The 16,549-nt window shown below is 33.2% G+C and carries 11 protein-coding genes and 1 riboswitch; of the genes, 6 read left to right on the forward strand and 5 right to left on the reverse strand.

Features of this window, described 5'->3' with window-relative positions; all coding sequences use genetic code 11:
- The 5 genes from AC4FQX_RS10050 to AC4FQX_RS10070 all read left to right on the forward strand — a co-directional run.
- Positions 1–1,967: T9SS type A sorting domain-containing protein (locus AC4FQX_RS10050; protein WP_491167559.1), on the forward strand; the 1,967-nt coding region annotated here is incomplete at its 5' end.
- A gap of 457 nt (positions 1,968–2,424) precedes the next feature.
- Positions 2,425–4,593 (forward strand): T9SS type A sorting domain-containing protein, encoded by a 2,169-nt coding sequence (locus AC4FQX_RS10055; RefSeq protein WP_491167560.1) that lies wholly within the window; start codon positions 2,425–2,427, stop codon positions 4,591–4,593.
- Positions 4,594–4,777: 184 nt separating this feature from the next.
- Entirely contained in the window at positions 4,778–5,377 is a 600-nt protein-coding gene (locus AC4FQX_RS10060) for a GNAT family N-acetyltransferase (protein WP_491167561.1), read from the forward strand.
- Between the two features lie 366 nt (positions 5,378–5,743).
- A riboswitch (cobalamin riboswitch) is annotated at positions 5,744–5,884 on the forward strand.
- 96 nt (positions 5,885–5,980) lie between these two features.
- Positions 5,981–6,955 (forward strand): ribonucleotide-diphosphate reductase subunit beta, encoded by a 975-nt coding sequence (locus tag AC4FQX_RS10065; protein ID WP_491167562.1) that lies wholly within the window; start codon positions 5,981–5,983, stop codon positions 6,953–6,955.
- Positions 6,956–7,045: 90 nt separating this feature from the next.
- On the forward strand, positions 7,046–8,692 hold the full coding sequence (locus tag AC4FQX_RS10070; RefSeq protein ID WP_491167563.1) for a ribonucleoside-diphosphate reductase subunit alpha: 1,647 nt from the start codon (positions 7,046–7,048) through the stop codon (positions 8,690–8,692).
- A gap of 253 nt (positions 8,693–8,945) precedes the next feature.
- Here the strand turns inward: AC4FQX_RS10070 and AC4FQX_RS10075 are convergent, their stop codons facing one another.
- From AC4FQX_RS10075 to AC4FQX_RS10090, 4 genes are all read right to left on the reverse strand, one after another.
- Positions 8,946–9,713: a carboxypeptidase-like regulatory domain-containing protein gene (locus AC4FQX_RS10075; RefSeq protein WP_491167564.1), complete on the reverse strand. Its 768-nt coding sequence runs from the start codon at positions 9,711–9,713 to the stop codon at positions 8,946–8,948.
- Between the two features lie 90 nt (positions 9,714–9,803).
- Complete coding sequence (locus tag AC4FQX_RS10080) at positions 9,804–11,618, reverse strand: DEAD/DEAH box helicase (RefSeq protein ID WP_491167565.1); 1,815 nt, start codon at positions 11,616–11,618, stop codon at positions 9,804–9,806.
- 100 nt (positions 11,619–11,718) lie between these two features.
- Positions 11,719–12,291, reverse strand: a complete 573-nt coding sequence (locus AC4FQX_RS10085; protein WP_491167566.1) for a non-canonical purine NTP diphosphatase — start codon at positions 12,289–12,291, stop codon at positions 11,719–11,721.
- Positions 12,292–12,530: 239 nt separating this feature from the next.
- Positions 12,531–13,292, reverse strand: a complete 762-nt coding sequence (locus AC4FQX_RS10090) for an NYN domain-containing protein (RefSeq protein WP_491167567.1) — start codon at positions 13,290–13,292, stop codon at positions 12,531–12,533.
- A 416-nt stretch (positions 13,293–13,708) separates the two neighbouring features.
- Here AC4FQX_RS10090 and capB point away from each other — a divergent pair, with 416 nt between their 5' ends.
- The gene (gene capB / locus AC4FQX_RS10095) at positions 13,709–14,971 is read left to right on the forward strand and encodes a cysteate-C-fatty acyltransferase (RefSeq protein WP_491167568.1); all 1,263 of its coding nucleotides are present in this window, start codon (positions 13,709–13,711) and stop codon (positions 14,969–14,971) included.
- Positions 14,972–15,401: 430 nt separating this feature from the next.
- Here the strand turns inward: capB and AC4FQX_RS10100 are convergent, their stop codons facing one another.
- Positions 15,402–16,520 (reverse strand): GTP cyclohydrolase, encoded by a 1,119-nt coding sequence (locus AC4FQX_RS10100; protein WP_491167569.1) that lies wholly within the window; start codon positions 16,518–16,520, stop codon positions 15,402–15,404.
- Positions 16,521–16,549 lie beyond the last annotated feature (29 nt).

Below are 16,549 nucleotides of genomic sequence, written 5' to 3' on the forward strand. Positions count from 1 at the left end.
ATACTTTATCCTGTTCTAATAATCAGCTTACCAAATTAGATGTTTCAAAGAATATAAGATTACGGCAATTATTTTGTGAGAATAATCAGCTAACCGAACTGGATGTTTCAAAGAATCTGAATTTAGATACTTTATCCTGTTCTAATAATCAGCTTACCAAATTAGATGTTTCAAAGAATATAAGATTACGGCAATTATTTTGTTATAATAATCAGCTAACCGAACTGGATATTTCAAAGAATATAGGATTGTCCTGGTTACTATGTTCTGATAATTTGTTAACACAGTTGGATGTTTCAAAGAATCTAAATTTAGATTTATTATCCTGTTCTAATAATCAACTTACTGAATTGGATGTTTCAAAAAATATAGAATTATCTAGGTTTGAGTGTTCAGATAATCAGTTAGCCCAACTGGATATTTCAAAGAATATCAAGTTAACGTATTTGGAATGCTCCGGTAATTTGTTAACACAACTGGATGTTTCAAAGCTTGCGGATTTATCTTGGTTAAATTTTGATAATAATCAATTAGCCCAACTGGATGTTTCAAAGAATCCAGAACTATGGGTTTTATATTGTAAATCTAATCAGTTAACACAACTGGATGTCTCAAAGAATGAAAAATTAAGTTCTCTTTATTGTCAATCCAATAATTTAAAACTTTCAGCAATAGAAGAAATTAATGTTGATTTTTACTTTTTTCGTTATTCCCCTCAAAGTAGGATAGAAGGAGATACGATAACTGTTGGTCAAAAAATAGATTTAAGTCGTGAATATTCCATTAAAGGAAAAACAACTGTATATCAATGGTATACTGAATCAGGAGCACCTGTAGATTTAGAACATAATGATGATGGACTATTTATTGCCGGAAAAGAATATGTGGGGAAAACGCTTGTCTGTAAAATGACGAATGCCAGCTATCCTGGTAAAAGGTATCAGGATTCAGAAGGCATATATCATTATTATCCTTTAGTTGTTGAATATAGTGTAACGATAGAGGATAGTATTAAAAACAAGATTACATTAAAAGATCATTTAGTTTTAAAAACAGCTGTTGATTATGTGTATGAGGTAAAAACCGGAGAAACTTTTCAGGTTTGTGCTCCTGTTTCAGAGGATCAGCAAAAGGTAAAAATTGGTTTATTTAGTTTTAATGCTGTTTTTTATGCTGATGTTGCTGTTTCCAATACAGGAAGTAATTATAGTTGTAAAGTACCTGCCGGTATTTCAAAAGGAAATTATATGATACAGCCATATATCGAAATTGATGGTGCTAAAATGATCATCACGCGTCCCGAGGGTTCTCCTCTTATTGATAAATTACCAATTGTAGTTTTTGGAGAAGAATGCTGTGGGCTCAGAATGGCAGAAGTACAGAAACATTTACAACTAAAAACCGCTCAAAACAATCTTTTTAAAGTAGAAACAGAAGAAACGTTTCAGGTGTATGCTTTCTCTCCGGAGGCTATTACCGGTATCGGATTATTTGAGTTAAACGGTGTGTTTTTAACCGATATTACTGTTTCAAAGAAAAAGTATACCTATACCTGCGAAGTACCTTTTGACATTTACGAAGGAAATTATATTATTATGCCGTATGTTATGGAAAAAGGAGTTGTAAAAATCGTAGAACGTGCAGATGGAGCTGCTATTATGGACCGATTACCATTAGCCGTAACAGAAGAAGATGTATGGAGTCGTAAACTAAGCCTTCCTGTACAAGAAGAAATTACAGAAAACACAGCAATCAGAGTGTATCCTAATCCTGCAATAGAAGTTATCTATATTGGTGCACCCGGTACCGTTCAGGGAATAGAAATTTATAATCTAAACGGACATTTGGTTAAAAAAGAAATACCATCAGGACAGAGTATTTCTGTTCAGGGACTTCAAAAAGGAGTTCATGTTTTAAAAGTAACCACTTCCGAAGGATTGTTTAGTCATAAAATAATAAAGAACTGATATGATAATAAGTTGAGTTAGTTGCTAGAATATATTCTAAATCTAAAAAGTTTTTTTATTCCCGATTTTCTGTTCATAGAAGATCGGGAATTTTTGTTTCTATTTATAGGTAAAGGTTATATTCAGGCTTTCTTTGAAAAAATGATCTATTATTTTTTCTTTTTAAACTGCTTTTGAAACTAAAATTGTCTTTCTTTTTCTGACACCGCTAAATAATAGATCTTATTTATTGTTTTTTTTGCTGAATATTTACTGTATAAATAATTTGTAGTTGATTTATTTGGTTAGGCTGCAATTCGTGAACTAAACAGAGATTAAAAGTGGGATAATAATATTTTTTTTTACTTTTAACAAATGTTAAATTATATTAAAAATAATTATTAATTTTTATTTTATGGTAAATTATTAAAATTACATTGAATATTTATCTTAAAATATTTTTAAAGTATTTTATATTATGAAAAAAACAGTACTTGCGAGTTTGTTTCTATTGTTGTGTGGTATTACAGAAGCACAAATCTATCATGAAGATGATAAAGAAGGATTACGTATGTTGCTCCGTCAGCCGACTGACATAGAAGGGATACTTAATTTGCATCAATTAGGTCTGACTATAGCAGATACATTAAACTGGTATACTTCAGAAGGATGGATTTCTAAGATGAAGGATGGGGATTCTAAGTCTGTCTGCACTTGGGATTTAGAATCTCCTAAAAGGTTAACAGGTTTAGGTCTGTCAAATACATTTCCATTTCAATTATATGGAAAATTAGATGCTGGTAAATTTAATTTTTTAGAAAAATTAAATTGCTCTGATAATTTATTAATAGAATTGAATATTTCAAATAACAGTAATTTAACGGAGTTGTATTGTAATAATAATCTGTTAATAGAACTGGATGTTTCAAAGAGTATTAATTTGAAGGAGTTGCATTGTAATAATAATCAGTTAACGAAACTGGATGTCTCAAAGAATGTCAACTTATATAGTTTATTTTGTTCTTATAATCAGTTAACGGAATTGGATGTTTCAAAGAATATCAACTTATGGGGATTCGATTGTTATGCTAATCGGTTAACAGAATTGGATGTTTCCAAGAATATTAATTTAGAGAGATTCGATTGTAGTTTTAATCAGTTAACGGAGCTAGATGTTTCCAAGAATATTAACTTAGAGTGGTTGTTTTGTTATGATAATCAGTTAACGGAATTGGATGTTTCAAAGAGTATTAAGTTGGGGGAGTTACGTTGTAATAATAATCAATTAAAAGAGCTTGATGTTTCAAATAATGAAAAATTAGAACGCTTATATTGTGAATTTAATAACTTTAAGTTTTCGACAATAGAAGAAATTGAAAGGTCAGCTTTTTCTGTTTATTATTCTCCTCAAAATAAGATAGAAGGGGGTGTTATAACTGTTGGGCAGACAATTGATCTTAGTAGCGAGTATTCTATTAAAGGAAATATAACTGTTTATGAATGGTATACAGAATCGGGAATACCTGTAGATTTAGAACATAATAATGACGGTGTATTTGTTGCCGGAAGAGAATATATAGGAGAAACGTTGGTCTGTAAAATGACGAATAGTAGTTATCCGATTTTAGTATTGGATTGGGGACTGGAATCGCAGACACATGCTCCTTTTGTTCTTGAATATAGTGTAACGATAGAAGATAAGATAGATATAAAAGAGCATTTAACCTTACAAACAGCCTCTGATAATGTGTATGAAGTAAAAACGGATGAGACTTTTCAGGTTCGTGCCGCTGTTTCAGCAGATCAGCAAAAGGTAAAAATTGGTTTATTTAGTAATAACGGTACTTTTTATGCCGATATCACGATTTCCGGAGAAGGAAATAGTTATACTTGTCAAATACCTGTTGATGTTTCAAAAGGAAAATATATTATTCAGCCATATATAGAAAAAGAAGAGAAGAAAATAATTGTTGCTCGTCCGGAAGGATCACATCTGATTGATAAGTTGCCGATTACTATTTTGGGCGAAAAAGGTTTTAATTTTAGAACAGCAACTGTATTAAAACATTTACAACTGAAAACAGCTCAGGATAATTTCTTTCAGGTGGCTGTAGAAGATTCTTTTGAGGTATATGTTCCTTCTTCAGAAACCGTTACAAGAGTTGGATTGTTTGAGTTAAATGGTGTTTTTTTAACTGATATTACCGTTACTAAAAATAAGTATACCTATACCTGCGAAGTCCCTTTTGAAATTAATGAAGGGAATTTTATTGTAATGCCTTATGTTATGGAAAATGGAGTTGTAAAAATCGTAGAACGTGCAGATGGAGCTACTGTAATAGATCGATTACCGTTAGCCGTAACAGAAGGCGATATATGGAGTCGTAAACTAAGCCTTCCTGTGCAAGAAGAAATTACAGAAAACACAACAATCAGAGTTTATCCTAATCCTGCAATGGAAGTTATCTATATTGATGCACCCGGTACCGTTCAGGGAATAGAAATTTATAATCTAAACGGACATCTGGTTAAAAAAGAAACACCATCAGGACAGAGTATTTCTGTTCAGGGACTTCAAAAAGGAGTTCATGTTTTAAAAGTAACCACTTCCGAGGGATTGTTTAGTCATAAAATAATAAAGAACTGATACGATAATAAGTTGAGTTAGTGCTTGGAATATGTTCTAAATTGTAAAGGTTTTTTATTCCCGGTTTTCTGTATCCAGAAAACCGGGAATTTTTTTATTTTTATACTGTCTGAGCAGAAAGTATATTTTCTAATTTGAATATCAGATAAAACCATTGAAAATAAAGAATAAAATAAGAACAGTTATGGATTTTAATTTTAAAGAAAAGTATATACTGGAAAACGATATTGTTTGTCTGCGTCCTTTGGAAGAATCTGATTTTGAAAATCTACGTCATTTTTCACGGACAGAACCGGAACTGTGGAAGTATTCTTTAGCTGTCATTAACGGAGAAGAAACATTAAAAAAGTATTTATATACAGCAGTGCAGCAAAGAGAAAAAGAAAAAGAATATCCCTTTATTGTGTTGGATAAAAGAAATAATAGCTATGCCGGGAGTACAAGATTCTATGATGTTCAGCTTTCAGATAAATGCTTACAATTAGGATATACCTGGTATGGAAAACAGTATCAGGGAACTGGTCTGAATAAGCAGTGTAAGTTTCTTCTTTTAGAATTTGCATTTGAAAAAATGGGAATGGAAAGAGTCGAGTTTCGTGCGGATAACAACAACAAGAGGAGTATAGCAGCAATGAAAAGTATAGGGTGTAAAGAAGAAGGTATTTTACGTAGTCATGCATTGAAACCGGATGGTAGCAGACGGGACAGCATTGTACTGAGTATACTGAAAGCGGAATGGGAAACGGAAGTGAAAAACAGACTTAAAGAAAAATTAATTTTGTAACAAGTTAATCTATTGAAATGGCAATATAGAACACTGTTTTTAGAATTAAAAATCTTGATAAAACACAAAAAGCAGATCATTGAAAATGAAATATTGAAGTTTTTTGGATACCATAATAAAGAGATTTGATCAACATTAAAAACGTTTTTAAATATCAAAATAATGAGATGAAAATAGTTGATTTTTGATATGAGATAAAATATGTTTTGTCTATTAACAAATTAAAAGAAATAAAGCTTTTTTGTTTTTTGATTAAATAAAAAAATGGCGTATGAAATTTCTTTAAAAAAGAGCACTTATCAACAATTGTTTAAAAGTAAATTACCCTTCTTCTGAATTTGTGGCTACCTTTGAAGTCGTTAAAATAAGTTGTTTTTTGTGTTTGGATTTTTTATTCCAACAATAAAATAATAAAGGGGAATCGTGTGAGATTCACGAGCTGTCGCGCAACTGTAAAGTAATATTTTTATTACAAGCCAGATTACCTTTCCTGCACAGAATGATTTTGCTTTCGCATCAGGGGCAATGCCATAAGAGATCAGATTTTTTGAAAAATTTGAGTTTTATTACATTGCTTTTTATTAATCAATAATAAAAAGTATTATGAGTATTTTTGACTACAGACAAAGCTACAAACCTTTTGAGTATCCGGAGGTTTTACAATTCACAGAAGCTATTAACAAATCGTTTTGGGTACATTCAGAGATTGATTTTACAGCTGATTTACAGGACTTTCATTCTCATTTATCATATGCTGAACAACAGGCTGTTAAAAAAAGTTTATTAGCTATTGCTCAGATAGAAGTAGCAGTGAAATCGTTTTGGGGTAGTTTGTACAATCATCTTCCAAAACCGGAGTTTAATGGTCTGGGAAGCACATTTGCAGAATGTGAATTCCGCCATTCCGAAGCTTACTCACGTTTACTTGAAGTATTGGGGTATACCAATGAATTTGATAAGCTCATCGAAATACCCGTGATGCAGAGCCGTATTCAGTATCTGAACAATGCTTTAAAAAACGCTAAAAGCGAAGAGCCGCAAGAGTACATTACATCACTGGTTCTGTTTACCATTTTAATTGAAAATGTCTCTCTTTTCAGTCAGTTTGCCATCATATTATACTTTACAAGATTTAAAGGATATATGAAAAACACCAGTAACATTATTGCCTGGACATCCGTTGATGAACAAGTGCATGCTAATGCCGGGATGTATATTATTAATAAGATTAAAGAAGAATTCCCTTCTTATATCGATCAGAACAAATCAGAAGAAATAACAAAGATCATTCTTGAATCGATCAGTATAGAATCACAGATATTAGACTGGATTTTTTCCGAAGGAGAATTGGATACGATTAGTAAAACAGATATTCTGAACTTTATGAAATACAGAATAGATGCCAGTCTGGTTCAGATCGGTTTTTCTAAGTTGTTCTTTATCACAGAAGAACAATACAGACCGATGAAATGGTTTGAAGAAGAAGTATTTGCAAACAGTTTGGATGATTTTTTTGCAAAGAGACCTGTAGAATATACAAAACATGATAAAAGTATTACTGCTTTAGATTTATTTTAGCAGAAGAGGAATAAAATTTTTTAAGAAGCCCGTATTAGTCTTTCCCGAAGAGATTAATCGGTTATAAAACGTATAAAAAGCATAAATAGAATGGAACGACTTTGGTGGTTAAATGAAGAAAGCGAACAGATATTGAATAGAGGTTATCTGTTAAAAGGAGAAACTGTAGAAGGAGCTATAGAAAGAATAACAGCAGGAGCAGCAAAACGGCTGAAAGCTCCTGAACTGCAGAAAAGTTTTCAGGAATTGATAGAAAAAGGATGGATGAGTTTAAGCTCTCCTATCTGGGCAAATATGGGAACAGAACGTGGATTGCCTATTTCCTGTTTCAATGTACACATACCCGATGATATAGAAGGAATTACCCATAAACTCGGTGAAGTGATTATGCAGACCAAAATAGGAGGAGGTACCTCAGGCTATTTTGGAGAATTGAGAGAAAGAGGAAGTGCAGTAACCGATAATGGAAAGAGTAGTGGAGCAGTATCCTTTATGAAGCTTTTTGATACCGCTATGGATACCATTTCACAAGGAGGAGTCCGTAGAGGAGCATTTGCTGCCTATCTGGATATTGACCATTCCGATATAGAAGAATTCTTATCCATTAAAAATATAGGGAATCCTATTCAGAATTTATTCTATGCCGTTTGTGTTCCCGATTACTGGATGCAGGAAATGATAGACGGAGATACTTATAAAAGAGAAATTTGGGCAAAAGTTCTGGAGTCAAGACAACAGAAAGGACTGCCTTATATTTTCTTTACAGATAACGTGAATCGGAATAAACCGCAGGTTTATAAAGACTTGAATTTAAAAATTAATTCAAGTAATTTATGTTCCGAAATTGCTTTACCTTCAACAAGTGACGAGTCCTTTATCTGCTGTCTTTCCTCTATGAATTTAGAACTTTATGACGAATGGAAAGATACAGATGCTGTAAAAACAGCAATCTTCTTTCTCGATGCCGTTTTACAGGAATTCATTGAGAAAACAGAAGGGAATTATTATCTGGCAGCAGCCAATCGATTTGCTAAAAGACACAGAGCATTAGGTCTCGGAGTATTGGGCTGGCATTCTTATTTACAGAAGAACAGAATTCCTTTTGAAGGTCTTGATGCAAAATTACTGACAACGACCATTTTTAAAGAAATCCAGATTAAAGCAGAAGAAGCAACCGTTGAACTGGCTCAGATATATGGAGAACCTGAAATTCTGAAAGGATATGGAAAGCGAAATACTACACTATTAGCTATAGCACCTACCACATCTTCTTCCGCCATTTTAGGACAGACTTCGCCCGGAATAGAACCTTTTAGCAGTAATTATTACAAAGCAGGATTATCTAAAGGGAATTTTATGCGTAAGAATAAATATCTTCTTCAATTACTAGATGACAAAGGGATTAATAATGAAGATACCTGGAGAAAAATAATGCTCAATAATGGAAGTGTGCAACAACTGCCGGAACTTACTGAGGAAGAAAAAGATATTTTTAAAACCTTCAAAGAAATCAGTCAGTTGGAAATAATCCAACAGGCATCTATCCGACAAAAATTTATAGATCAATCGCAGAGTCTGAATATTAATATACCTTCAAATCTACCTATAAAAGAAGTAAATCGATTGTTGATAGAAGCGTGGAAATTGGGCGTTAAAACACTATATTATCAGAGAAGTCAAAGTGTATCTAAAGAAATGGTAAACAATCTGGTAAGTTGCAGTAGTTGCGAAGCATAACGATTTTAGAATAAATAAAAAACAAAAGCGTGTCTGGATTAAAAATATTCAGACACGCTTTTTTTATTCTTAAAAAGAAAAAGTTTATTCAGAATTCTTGATTCTTTCTTCTAAGTTTTAAGGTTCCCCCATTGTGGATACGTATTAAAAATCCGCATAATCATTTTGTCTCTTTTACCTCTGAACCCTTAAATACAGTTGATGTTTGGAAGACAGTGACTGAATACTGTCCTACTGAGAACAGAATACTACCTTAGTTTCTTTTTAAAATTTTATACTGCTCATAGCACTCACTCATGGCATCCATGATTTGTAGATCATTTGCTGTTTTAATAAAAGTTTCAGAGTAATTGCAACGTTCCAGAGCATCAGAAATATCGTCCTTATCAATACCCAGAAGAGCCGCAAGTGTTTCTCTGTCAAATTTGGACTGAAGCAAATTTCTTACCGTGTCATCCTCTTTCATTTTTCGTAGTTTCTTTAGCTCATTTGATTTTTTACCAAACAGATTGTATAAGAAATCGGCAGGATTAAAGATAGATCCCAGTACTTTAGAAAGTGCATTTGGAGAATATTCTCCCGCTTCATACCCTGCAGGTAATCCTGAAATACTGTAACGGTAATTTTCTTTGATTGGAATCAGTTTAGAATCCACTTCGAGATATCCGGTCAGATCATACGGTTTAATGATTACTTCTTCCAGAGCAAAAGCTCTTTCCGTAAGCTGTATTTTAGTAGTTTTATTTTTGATCCAATCATTAGTAACGCGGACTTTAATCGATTTAAATCCGATAAAAGAGATGTGTAACGTATCATTAGGTCTTACATCAATTTCAAAGTAACCTCTATTGTCTGTTGTTGTTCCTTTGACCAGATTAAGGTTAATGATGTTTACATTGCTCATGGGACTGAAACCATTATCGTTAACAATAGTTCCTGAAACTCTGGATAGTTCCTGATGATCTTGTGAAAAGACTGTTCCTGTAAGGATTAGAAAAAAGAAAACTACAAAATATCTCATGTCTGAATTAAAACTCTAAAAGTAATAAAACTTATGATGATATTTTGTAGTTCTAAATGAAATTATAAGAATATTAACAAGAATTATTTGTTAGCTTCTTCTCGGACGTCTTCCTGCTGATGAGCTTCTTGAACTGTCATTGCTGTCAGATCTTCTTGAAAAACCTTCTCTTCTGTCGCTTCCTCCACGGTCAGATCTTGGGGCTCTGCTGTCATTAGATCTGCTTCTGCTGAATCCGCCTCCGCCGCCACTTCTTCCGTTATGGTCTCTTCTGTTGTTGTTTCTTCCACCATCGTTTTTAGAAATCTCAACGTTGATTTTTCTGCCTTCTAATTGGAAGCTGTTCAGAAGATCCATTACTTTATCTGTGTGTTCTGCATTAGTATTAAAGAAAGAGAAACCTTCTTTAACATCTACTTTGAATACATCATCACGACCCAGATCTAAAGTGTCTTTCAGGAAGTCTTTCAGACTCATCCAGTCAAAATTATCTCTTGTACCGATGTTGATAAAGTATCTTACAGCACCGCTAGTATTGTAATCTCTTGAGCCTTCACTGCTTTCGCGTCTCTCACCACCTGACTGGCTTGACAGGTCTCTTGTTTTCTTATAGTAATTGATAAATCTGTTGAATTCAACAGATACCATTTTCTTAATAAGTTCTTCTTTTGACAAGTCTTTCATTACCTCATAAATAGCAGGTAAATAAGTGTCAATTGAAGAATCTGTTTCCACATCTTTGATTTTGTTTGCTAAGTGGAATAATTGGATCTCACAAATTTCGATACCGGAAGGAACCGGTTTCTCTTCAAACTTTTGCTTGATGATTCTTTCAATAGCAGAAATCTTTCTCAGTTCACTTTTAGTAACAATAACTAATGAAATACCCAGTTTACCGGCACGACCTGTTCTACCACTACGGTGATTATAGGTTTCTACTTCATCAGGTAACTGATAATTAATTACGTGAGTAATATTATCAACATCAATTCCACGTGCAGCAACATCTGTAGCTACTAGCATTTGGATTTGTCTTCCGCGGAACGATTTCATTACAGAGTCTCTCTGACTTTGTGATAAATCTCCGTGTAAAGCAGCTGCGCTGTATCCGTCTTCAATTAGTTTTTCTGAAACTGCCTGAGTATCTCTTTTTGTACGACAAAATACAACAGAGAAGATATCAGGGTTAGCATCAGCTAAACGTTTTAAAGCTTCATAACGATCTCTTGCATTTACAAGATAATATTCATGAGTAACGGTAGAAGAACCTGAGTTTTTAGTTCCTACAGTAATCTCTAATGGTTTTCTCATGAATTCACGGGCAATTCTTGCGACTTCCTGTGGCATTGTAGCAGAGAATAACCAAGTGTTTTTCTCATCAGGAGAAGTAGAAAGGATATTTACAATGTCTTCATAGAATCCCATGTTCAGCATTTCATCTGCTTCATCAAGAACACAATAGTTAATCTGTGAGATGTTTACCAGTCCACGATTAATCATGTCCTGCATTCTTCCCGGAGTTGCTACAATGATTTGTGCTCCTCTTTTAATATCTCTTGCCTGTTCTGTAATACTGGCACCACCATAAACCGCAACAACATTAATACCTTTTTCGTATTTGGAATAGTCTTTAATTCCTTTTGTAATCTGTAAACACAATTCACGCGTTGGCGATAAAATTAATGCCTGTGTATTTCTATTGTCCGGGTCTATTTTTTGTATAAGCGGAAAACCAAAAGCGGCGGTTTTTCCTGTCCCGGTCTGCGCTAGCGCAACCATGTCAGTGTCTTTTTCCAATAATAGGGGAATCGCTTTCTCCTGCACTTCGGTCGGATTCTCAAATCCTAGATCAATAATCGCCCTCAGTAGCGATTCGCTTAATCCTAATTGTTCAAATTTATTCATATAAATATTTAAAAATAGGGGCAAAGGTATAGTTAATTACTGATATTTACTAATGCTATTGCTACTTTTAATTTTTTATTGAGATTTGACTATCAGAAAGTTAGTTTTTTAAGAACTGAATTAATTGGAGTATTGCTTTAGCCCGATGACTAATTTTACTTTTCTCTTCCGGAGTCATTTCAGCAAAAGTTTTCGAAAACCCATTTGGTAAGAATACAGGATCATAACCAAATCCCTGATTTCCTTTTCGTTCTTTAGTAATTACACCATGAGCAAGCCCCGTAAAGAGATGTTGCTTTCCATTTAGATTTAAAGCAATCACCGTTTTAAAGTTTGCCTTTCGGTTGGTTTCTTCTTCTAATATGCTTAATAATTTAGATATATTTTCAGTATCGTTATGTCCCTCTCCCGCATAACGGGCAGAGTAAACGCCCGGAGCACCATTTAAAGCATCTGTCTCTAGACCTGAATCATCTGCAAAACAGTCATAACCATAATTAGAAGTTACGTAATTCGCTTTTAAAATAGCATTACCTTCAATACTATCGGCTGTCTCTTCGATATCTTCAGTACATCCGATATCTTCTAAGCTTAATATCTGAATATCTGCAGGCAGTAGTTGTTGTACTTCTTTTATTTTGTTTTTATTATTGGAAGCAAATACTAATTTCATTTTTTAGTTGATAGTTTTTTTTAGTTAATAGTTGATAATGTACAGTTGATAGTTTTTGTAAGAAGTGAAAATGTAAAATGTTTTTTGTAAAATGTAAGATGACGATACTGCTTCCTTTCCTTTGAAGGGGTACCTGGACGGTGGGGTGGTTGTTTAGCTATATAGTCAATAGTTCACTTATAATTGAATATATCCCACAATCTTTCAATTTTTAAATCCTTTTTAAATCTTTCAGTTATTTAATTTTTCAATCTCACATAGACATGTTTAATTCTTTTGCCGTCTAGTTCCCTTTCATCTATTTCTAAAATGTTTGTTAGTGATTTTAATAGAGGAGTGAGTTTACTGAAACCATAGTTTCTGGGGTCAAATTCAGGTCTCTTTTTTACGATTAGATTTCCTACATCACCTAAATAAGCCCATCCGCCATCATCAGCAATATCTTCAATAGAATCAGAGATTAGCACAATAGTTTTGTTGTCGATTTTATTAAGTGATTTATCTTCCTTTTTTATCGGGTCTGAAGACTGTTTGCCGGAAGCTTTTTTAGCACCCTCTATCACCTCAATATAAATGAAACGGTCACAGGCAACAATAAAAGGATTAGGTGTTTTTTTCTCTCCCATTCCGATTACTTTCATTCCGGATTCCCGTAAACGAATAGCCAGTCGGGTAAAATCACTATCACTTGAAACAATACAGAATCCATCTACCTTACCTGAATATAGCAAGTCCATTGCATCAATGATCATGGCGGAGTCAGTGGAATTTTTACCGGTTGTGTAGCTGTATTGTTGTATTGGAGTTATGGCGTGTTGCAGTAAAACACTTTTCCATCCTTTATCAGGAAGAGAGGTCCAGTCTCCATAAATCCTTTTAGTAGTGGGAGTGCCGAATTTAGCAATTTCTTCCATCATACCTCTCACATTGCTGTACGGAACATTGTCTGCATCTATAAGGACAGCCAGTTTTAGTTCCTGGATTTTATTTTGATTTGTCATTTATTTTGTTAGTTAAATGGATTTTTTTTCTGATGAAGTAGCAAAGAAAAATTACGTTAATTTATAAGGTATAAATATACCTATTAAATTCAATTCAAAAAGATTCTTTAGAGAGATTTATTTGAAAAGAGATTATTTTTATACTCCGGAATAGTGATATTATATTTAATAAGTTCCTCTTTTGAATATTTCAGTAAAATAATTATTAATCAATTATAATTTGTTTGTGTTCAGTTATATAAGTTTTTTTTTGTTTTAAAAATGGATAAAGGAAGAGATTGTAATTTAAAATTAAAGAATTGTCATTTTTGTAAATGTAGAATTGAGAATCTATTCTCGAAAAATTATGATTAGAATGAATAAATAATTAATTTTGGCACGTTTATATAAACATCCAAACTTTACAATCGTATTTTATGGTAAAAGATTTATTCGAAAGAATTCAAAAAAATAAAGGACCTCTAGGAAAATGGGCTTCTCAAGCTGAAGGGTATTATGTGTTTCCAAAATTAGATGGACCTATTTCAAACAGAATGTCATTTCAGGGAAAAGATGTTATTACGTGGAGTATTAATGATTACCTGGGTTTAGCAAATCATCCGGAAGTAAGAAAAGTAGATGCACAGGCAGCGGCAGATTATGGCTCCGCTTACCCAATGGGAGCAAGAATGATGTCTGGACATACTACACTGCATGAGCAGTTACAAAATGAATTAGCTGCTTTTGTACAAAAAGAAGCTGCTTATTTATTGAATTTCGGTTATCAGGGAATGGTATCGGCAATCGATGCTCTGGTTACTAAAAATGATGTTATTGTATATGATGTTGATGCTCACGCCTGTATTATTGATGGAGTACGTTTACATATGGGAAAACGTTTCACGTATCAGCATAATGATATTGAGAGTTTAGAGAAAAACCTTGAAAGAGCGACTAACATGGCTGAAATAAACGGTGGAGGTATTCTTGTGATTACCGAAGGTGTTTTTGGAATGCGTGGAGAGCAAGGGAAATTAAAAGAAATTGTTGCTTTAAAAAAGAAATATAATTTCCGTTTATTAGTAGATGATGCACATGGTTTTGGTACCCTTGGTAAAACAGGAGCCGGAGCAGGTGAAGAACAAGGAATTCAGGATGGAATTGACGTTTATTTTGCAACATTTGCAAAATCTATGGCAAGTATCGGAGCTTTCCTTGCAGCTGATAAAGAGATTATAGACTATTTGAAATATAATCTGCGTTCTCAGATGTTTGCTAAATCTTTACCAATGTTATTAGTACAAGGAGCTTTAAAACGTTTAGATATGTTACGTACTATGCCGGAGCTAAAAGATAAACTTTGGGAGAACGTAAACGCTTTACAAAACGGGCTAAAAGAAAGAGGTTTTAATATCGGTAGTACAAATACCTGTGTTACTCCTGTATATTTAAACGGAAGCATTCCGGAAGCTATGGCTTTAGTGAATGATTTGCGTGAAAATTACGGTATTTTCTGTTCTATTGTTGTATATCCTGTTATTCCAAAAGGATTGATTCTGTTAAGATTAATTCCTACAGCAGTACATACAATGGAAGATATTAATGAAACATTAGCTGCTTTTGAAGCGATTCGATCAAAATTAGAAGACGGAACCTATAAAAAAATCTCTGAAGCGGTTACCGTTGATATGGATAAATAGGATTTCCAATATTTAGAGGAAAGAAGAAAGGGACAAGAATTAAGAGATTTACGATATAGTAGTCTGATTGTCTGATATTAAAAAAAGCTGTACTTCAATTGAAGTACAGCTTTTTTTGTTTAAATAGATATATCCATTTAAATTAAATCGTATATCTAATATTCTATATCGTGAATTGTAATCATACCTACAAGGTCAAAAAAAAGACCTTGCAGGAGGAGGAGCGTATAGTTGCTAAAATTTCATATCGTAAATCGTATTTCCTAAAAACCGTAAATTCAAAGACCTTTTTAAATATCGATTAGGAGACTGTATCTTACACCTACGAAGCTGAAAACTTCGCAGAGCAGAGCCACAAAGTTTTTCCAGATACTGTGAACTGAGACTGTAAACTGAATACTTTACAGCTTTCTTCTAAAAAAGTATAAATTCACAGGTCTTTACGATATGTTCTTCTTCTTTTATAGATAACCGGGTCAAAATGTTTCCACATATTCTGGATGGCTATATTTTCTTCCAGTTCCGGAGTTCTGAAACAGTTCTCTATATTTTTATCTTTGAAGGTGTGGTAGTAATCGTTAAAAACAATGGCAGTAACACCTTTATTCTGATATTCCGGATCTATTCCGATTAGATAGAAAATAACATCTTTACTTTGTTTTCTGGCTTTTAGCATATGGATAAAACCGAAAGGGAACAGTTTTCCGTTTGTTTTTTGTAAAGCTTTAGAAAAAGAGGGCATTACAATACTAAAAGCGATCATATTATGATCCTTGTCTTCTATGAATTTTATATATTCAGGGTTGATAAAGCTGATGTATTTTTTCTTAAAGTATTCTTTCTGCACTTCCGAAATTGCAACAAATGAAGATAAGTTAGCATAAGATTTATTAAACAGATCAAACATTTTATCTACATATGGCATTACTTCTTTCGTAGAAGTAAAGTTAAGAGAGGTCAGGTTATATCTTTTTTTGATCAGTTCATTTGCCTTTAAGAAAATAGAAGGGTCTACGTTATTAAAAGAAAATCTACTTTCGATATATTCCTTTTCTTTTACATAGCCTAATTCCTCCAGATGAGTTTTATAATAAGGATAATTGTACCAGGTAATCATGGTTCCGAGTTCTTCAAACCCTTCTGTCTGTACTCCGACTTTATCCAGATTAGAGAATCCCATTGGACCTTCTACATATTCTAAATTGTTTTTTCGCCCCAGTTCATATACTTTATCCAACAGAGCTTTAGTTACTTCTATATCATCAATAACATCGAACCAACCAAAGCGTACTTTTCTTTTTTTCTGATTATTTACTTCTTCCCAGTTAATGATAGCAGCAATTCGCCCAACAACAACGTTGTCTTTGTAGGCAATATAGAATTGAGCTTCAGCATTCTCAAAAGCAGGATTTTTTGTTTTATCAAAAGTTTCCAGTTCATCATTAATAAGAGAGGGTACCCAGTAAGGATTATTTTTGTATAAGGAAAAAGGAAATTTCACATAGGTTAATAGCTCCTTTTTAGATTTTGCTTCTTTAATTGTGATCATTTATTTCTTCTTGTTTTATCTATTTTATC

This window comes from Flavobacterium sp. AK-301 (assembly GCF_058310215.1).

Bases quoted from the DNA above. Each gene is read 5' to 3' on its own strand.
- AC4FQX_RS10085 (WP_491167566.1), bottom strand. From the start codon at position 12,291: ATGAAATTAGTATTTGCTTCCAATAATAAAAACAAAATAAAAGAAGTA.
- AC4FQX_RS10080 (WP_491167565.1), bottom strand. From the start codon at position 11,618: ATGAATAAATTTGAACAATTAGGATTAAGCGAATCGCTACTGAGGGCG.
- AC4FQX_RS10055 (WP_491167560.1), top strand. From the start codon at position 2,425: ATGAAAAAAACAGTACTTGCGAGTTTGTTTCTATTGTTGTGTGGTATT.
- capB (WP_491167568.1), top strand. From the start codon at position 13,709: ATGGTAAAAGATTTATTCGAAAGAATTCAAAAAAATAAAGGACCTCTA.
- AC4FQX_RS10060 (WP_491167561.1), top strand. From the start codon at position 4,778: ATGGATTTTAATTTTAAAGAAAAGTATATACTGGAAAACGATATTGTT.
- AC4FQX_RS10065 (WP_491167562.1), top strand. From the start codon at position 5,981: ATGAGTATTTTTGACTACAGACAAAGCTACAAACCTTTTGAGTATCCG.
- AC4FQX_RS10075 (WP_491167564.1), bottom strand. From the start codon at position 9,713: ATGAGATATTTTGTAGTTTTCTTTTTTCTAATCCTTACAGGAACAGTC.
- AC4FQX_RS10100 (WP_491167569.1), bottom strand. From the start codon at position 16,520: ATGATCACAATTAAAGAAGCAAAATCTAAAAAGGAGCTATTAACCTAT.
- AC4FQX_RS10090 (WP_491167567.1), bottom strand. From the start codon at position 13,292: ATGACAAATCAAAATAAAATCCAGGAACTAAAACTGGCTGTCCTTATA.
- AC4FQX_RS10070 (WP_491167563.1), top strand. From the start codon at position 7,046: ATGGAACGACTTTGGTGGTTAAATGAAGAAAGCGAACAGATATTGAAT.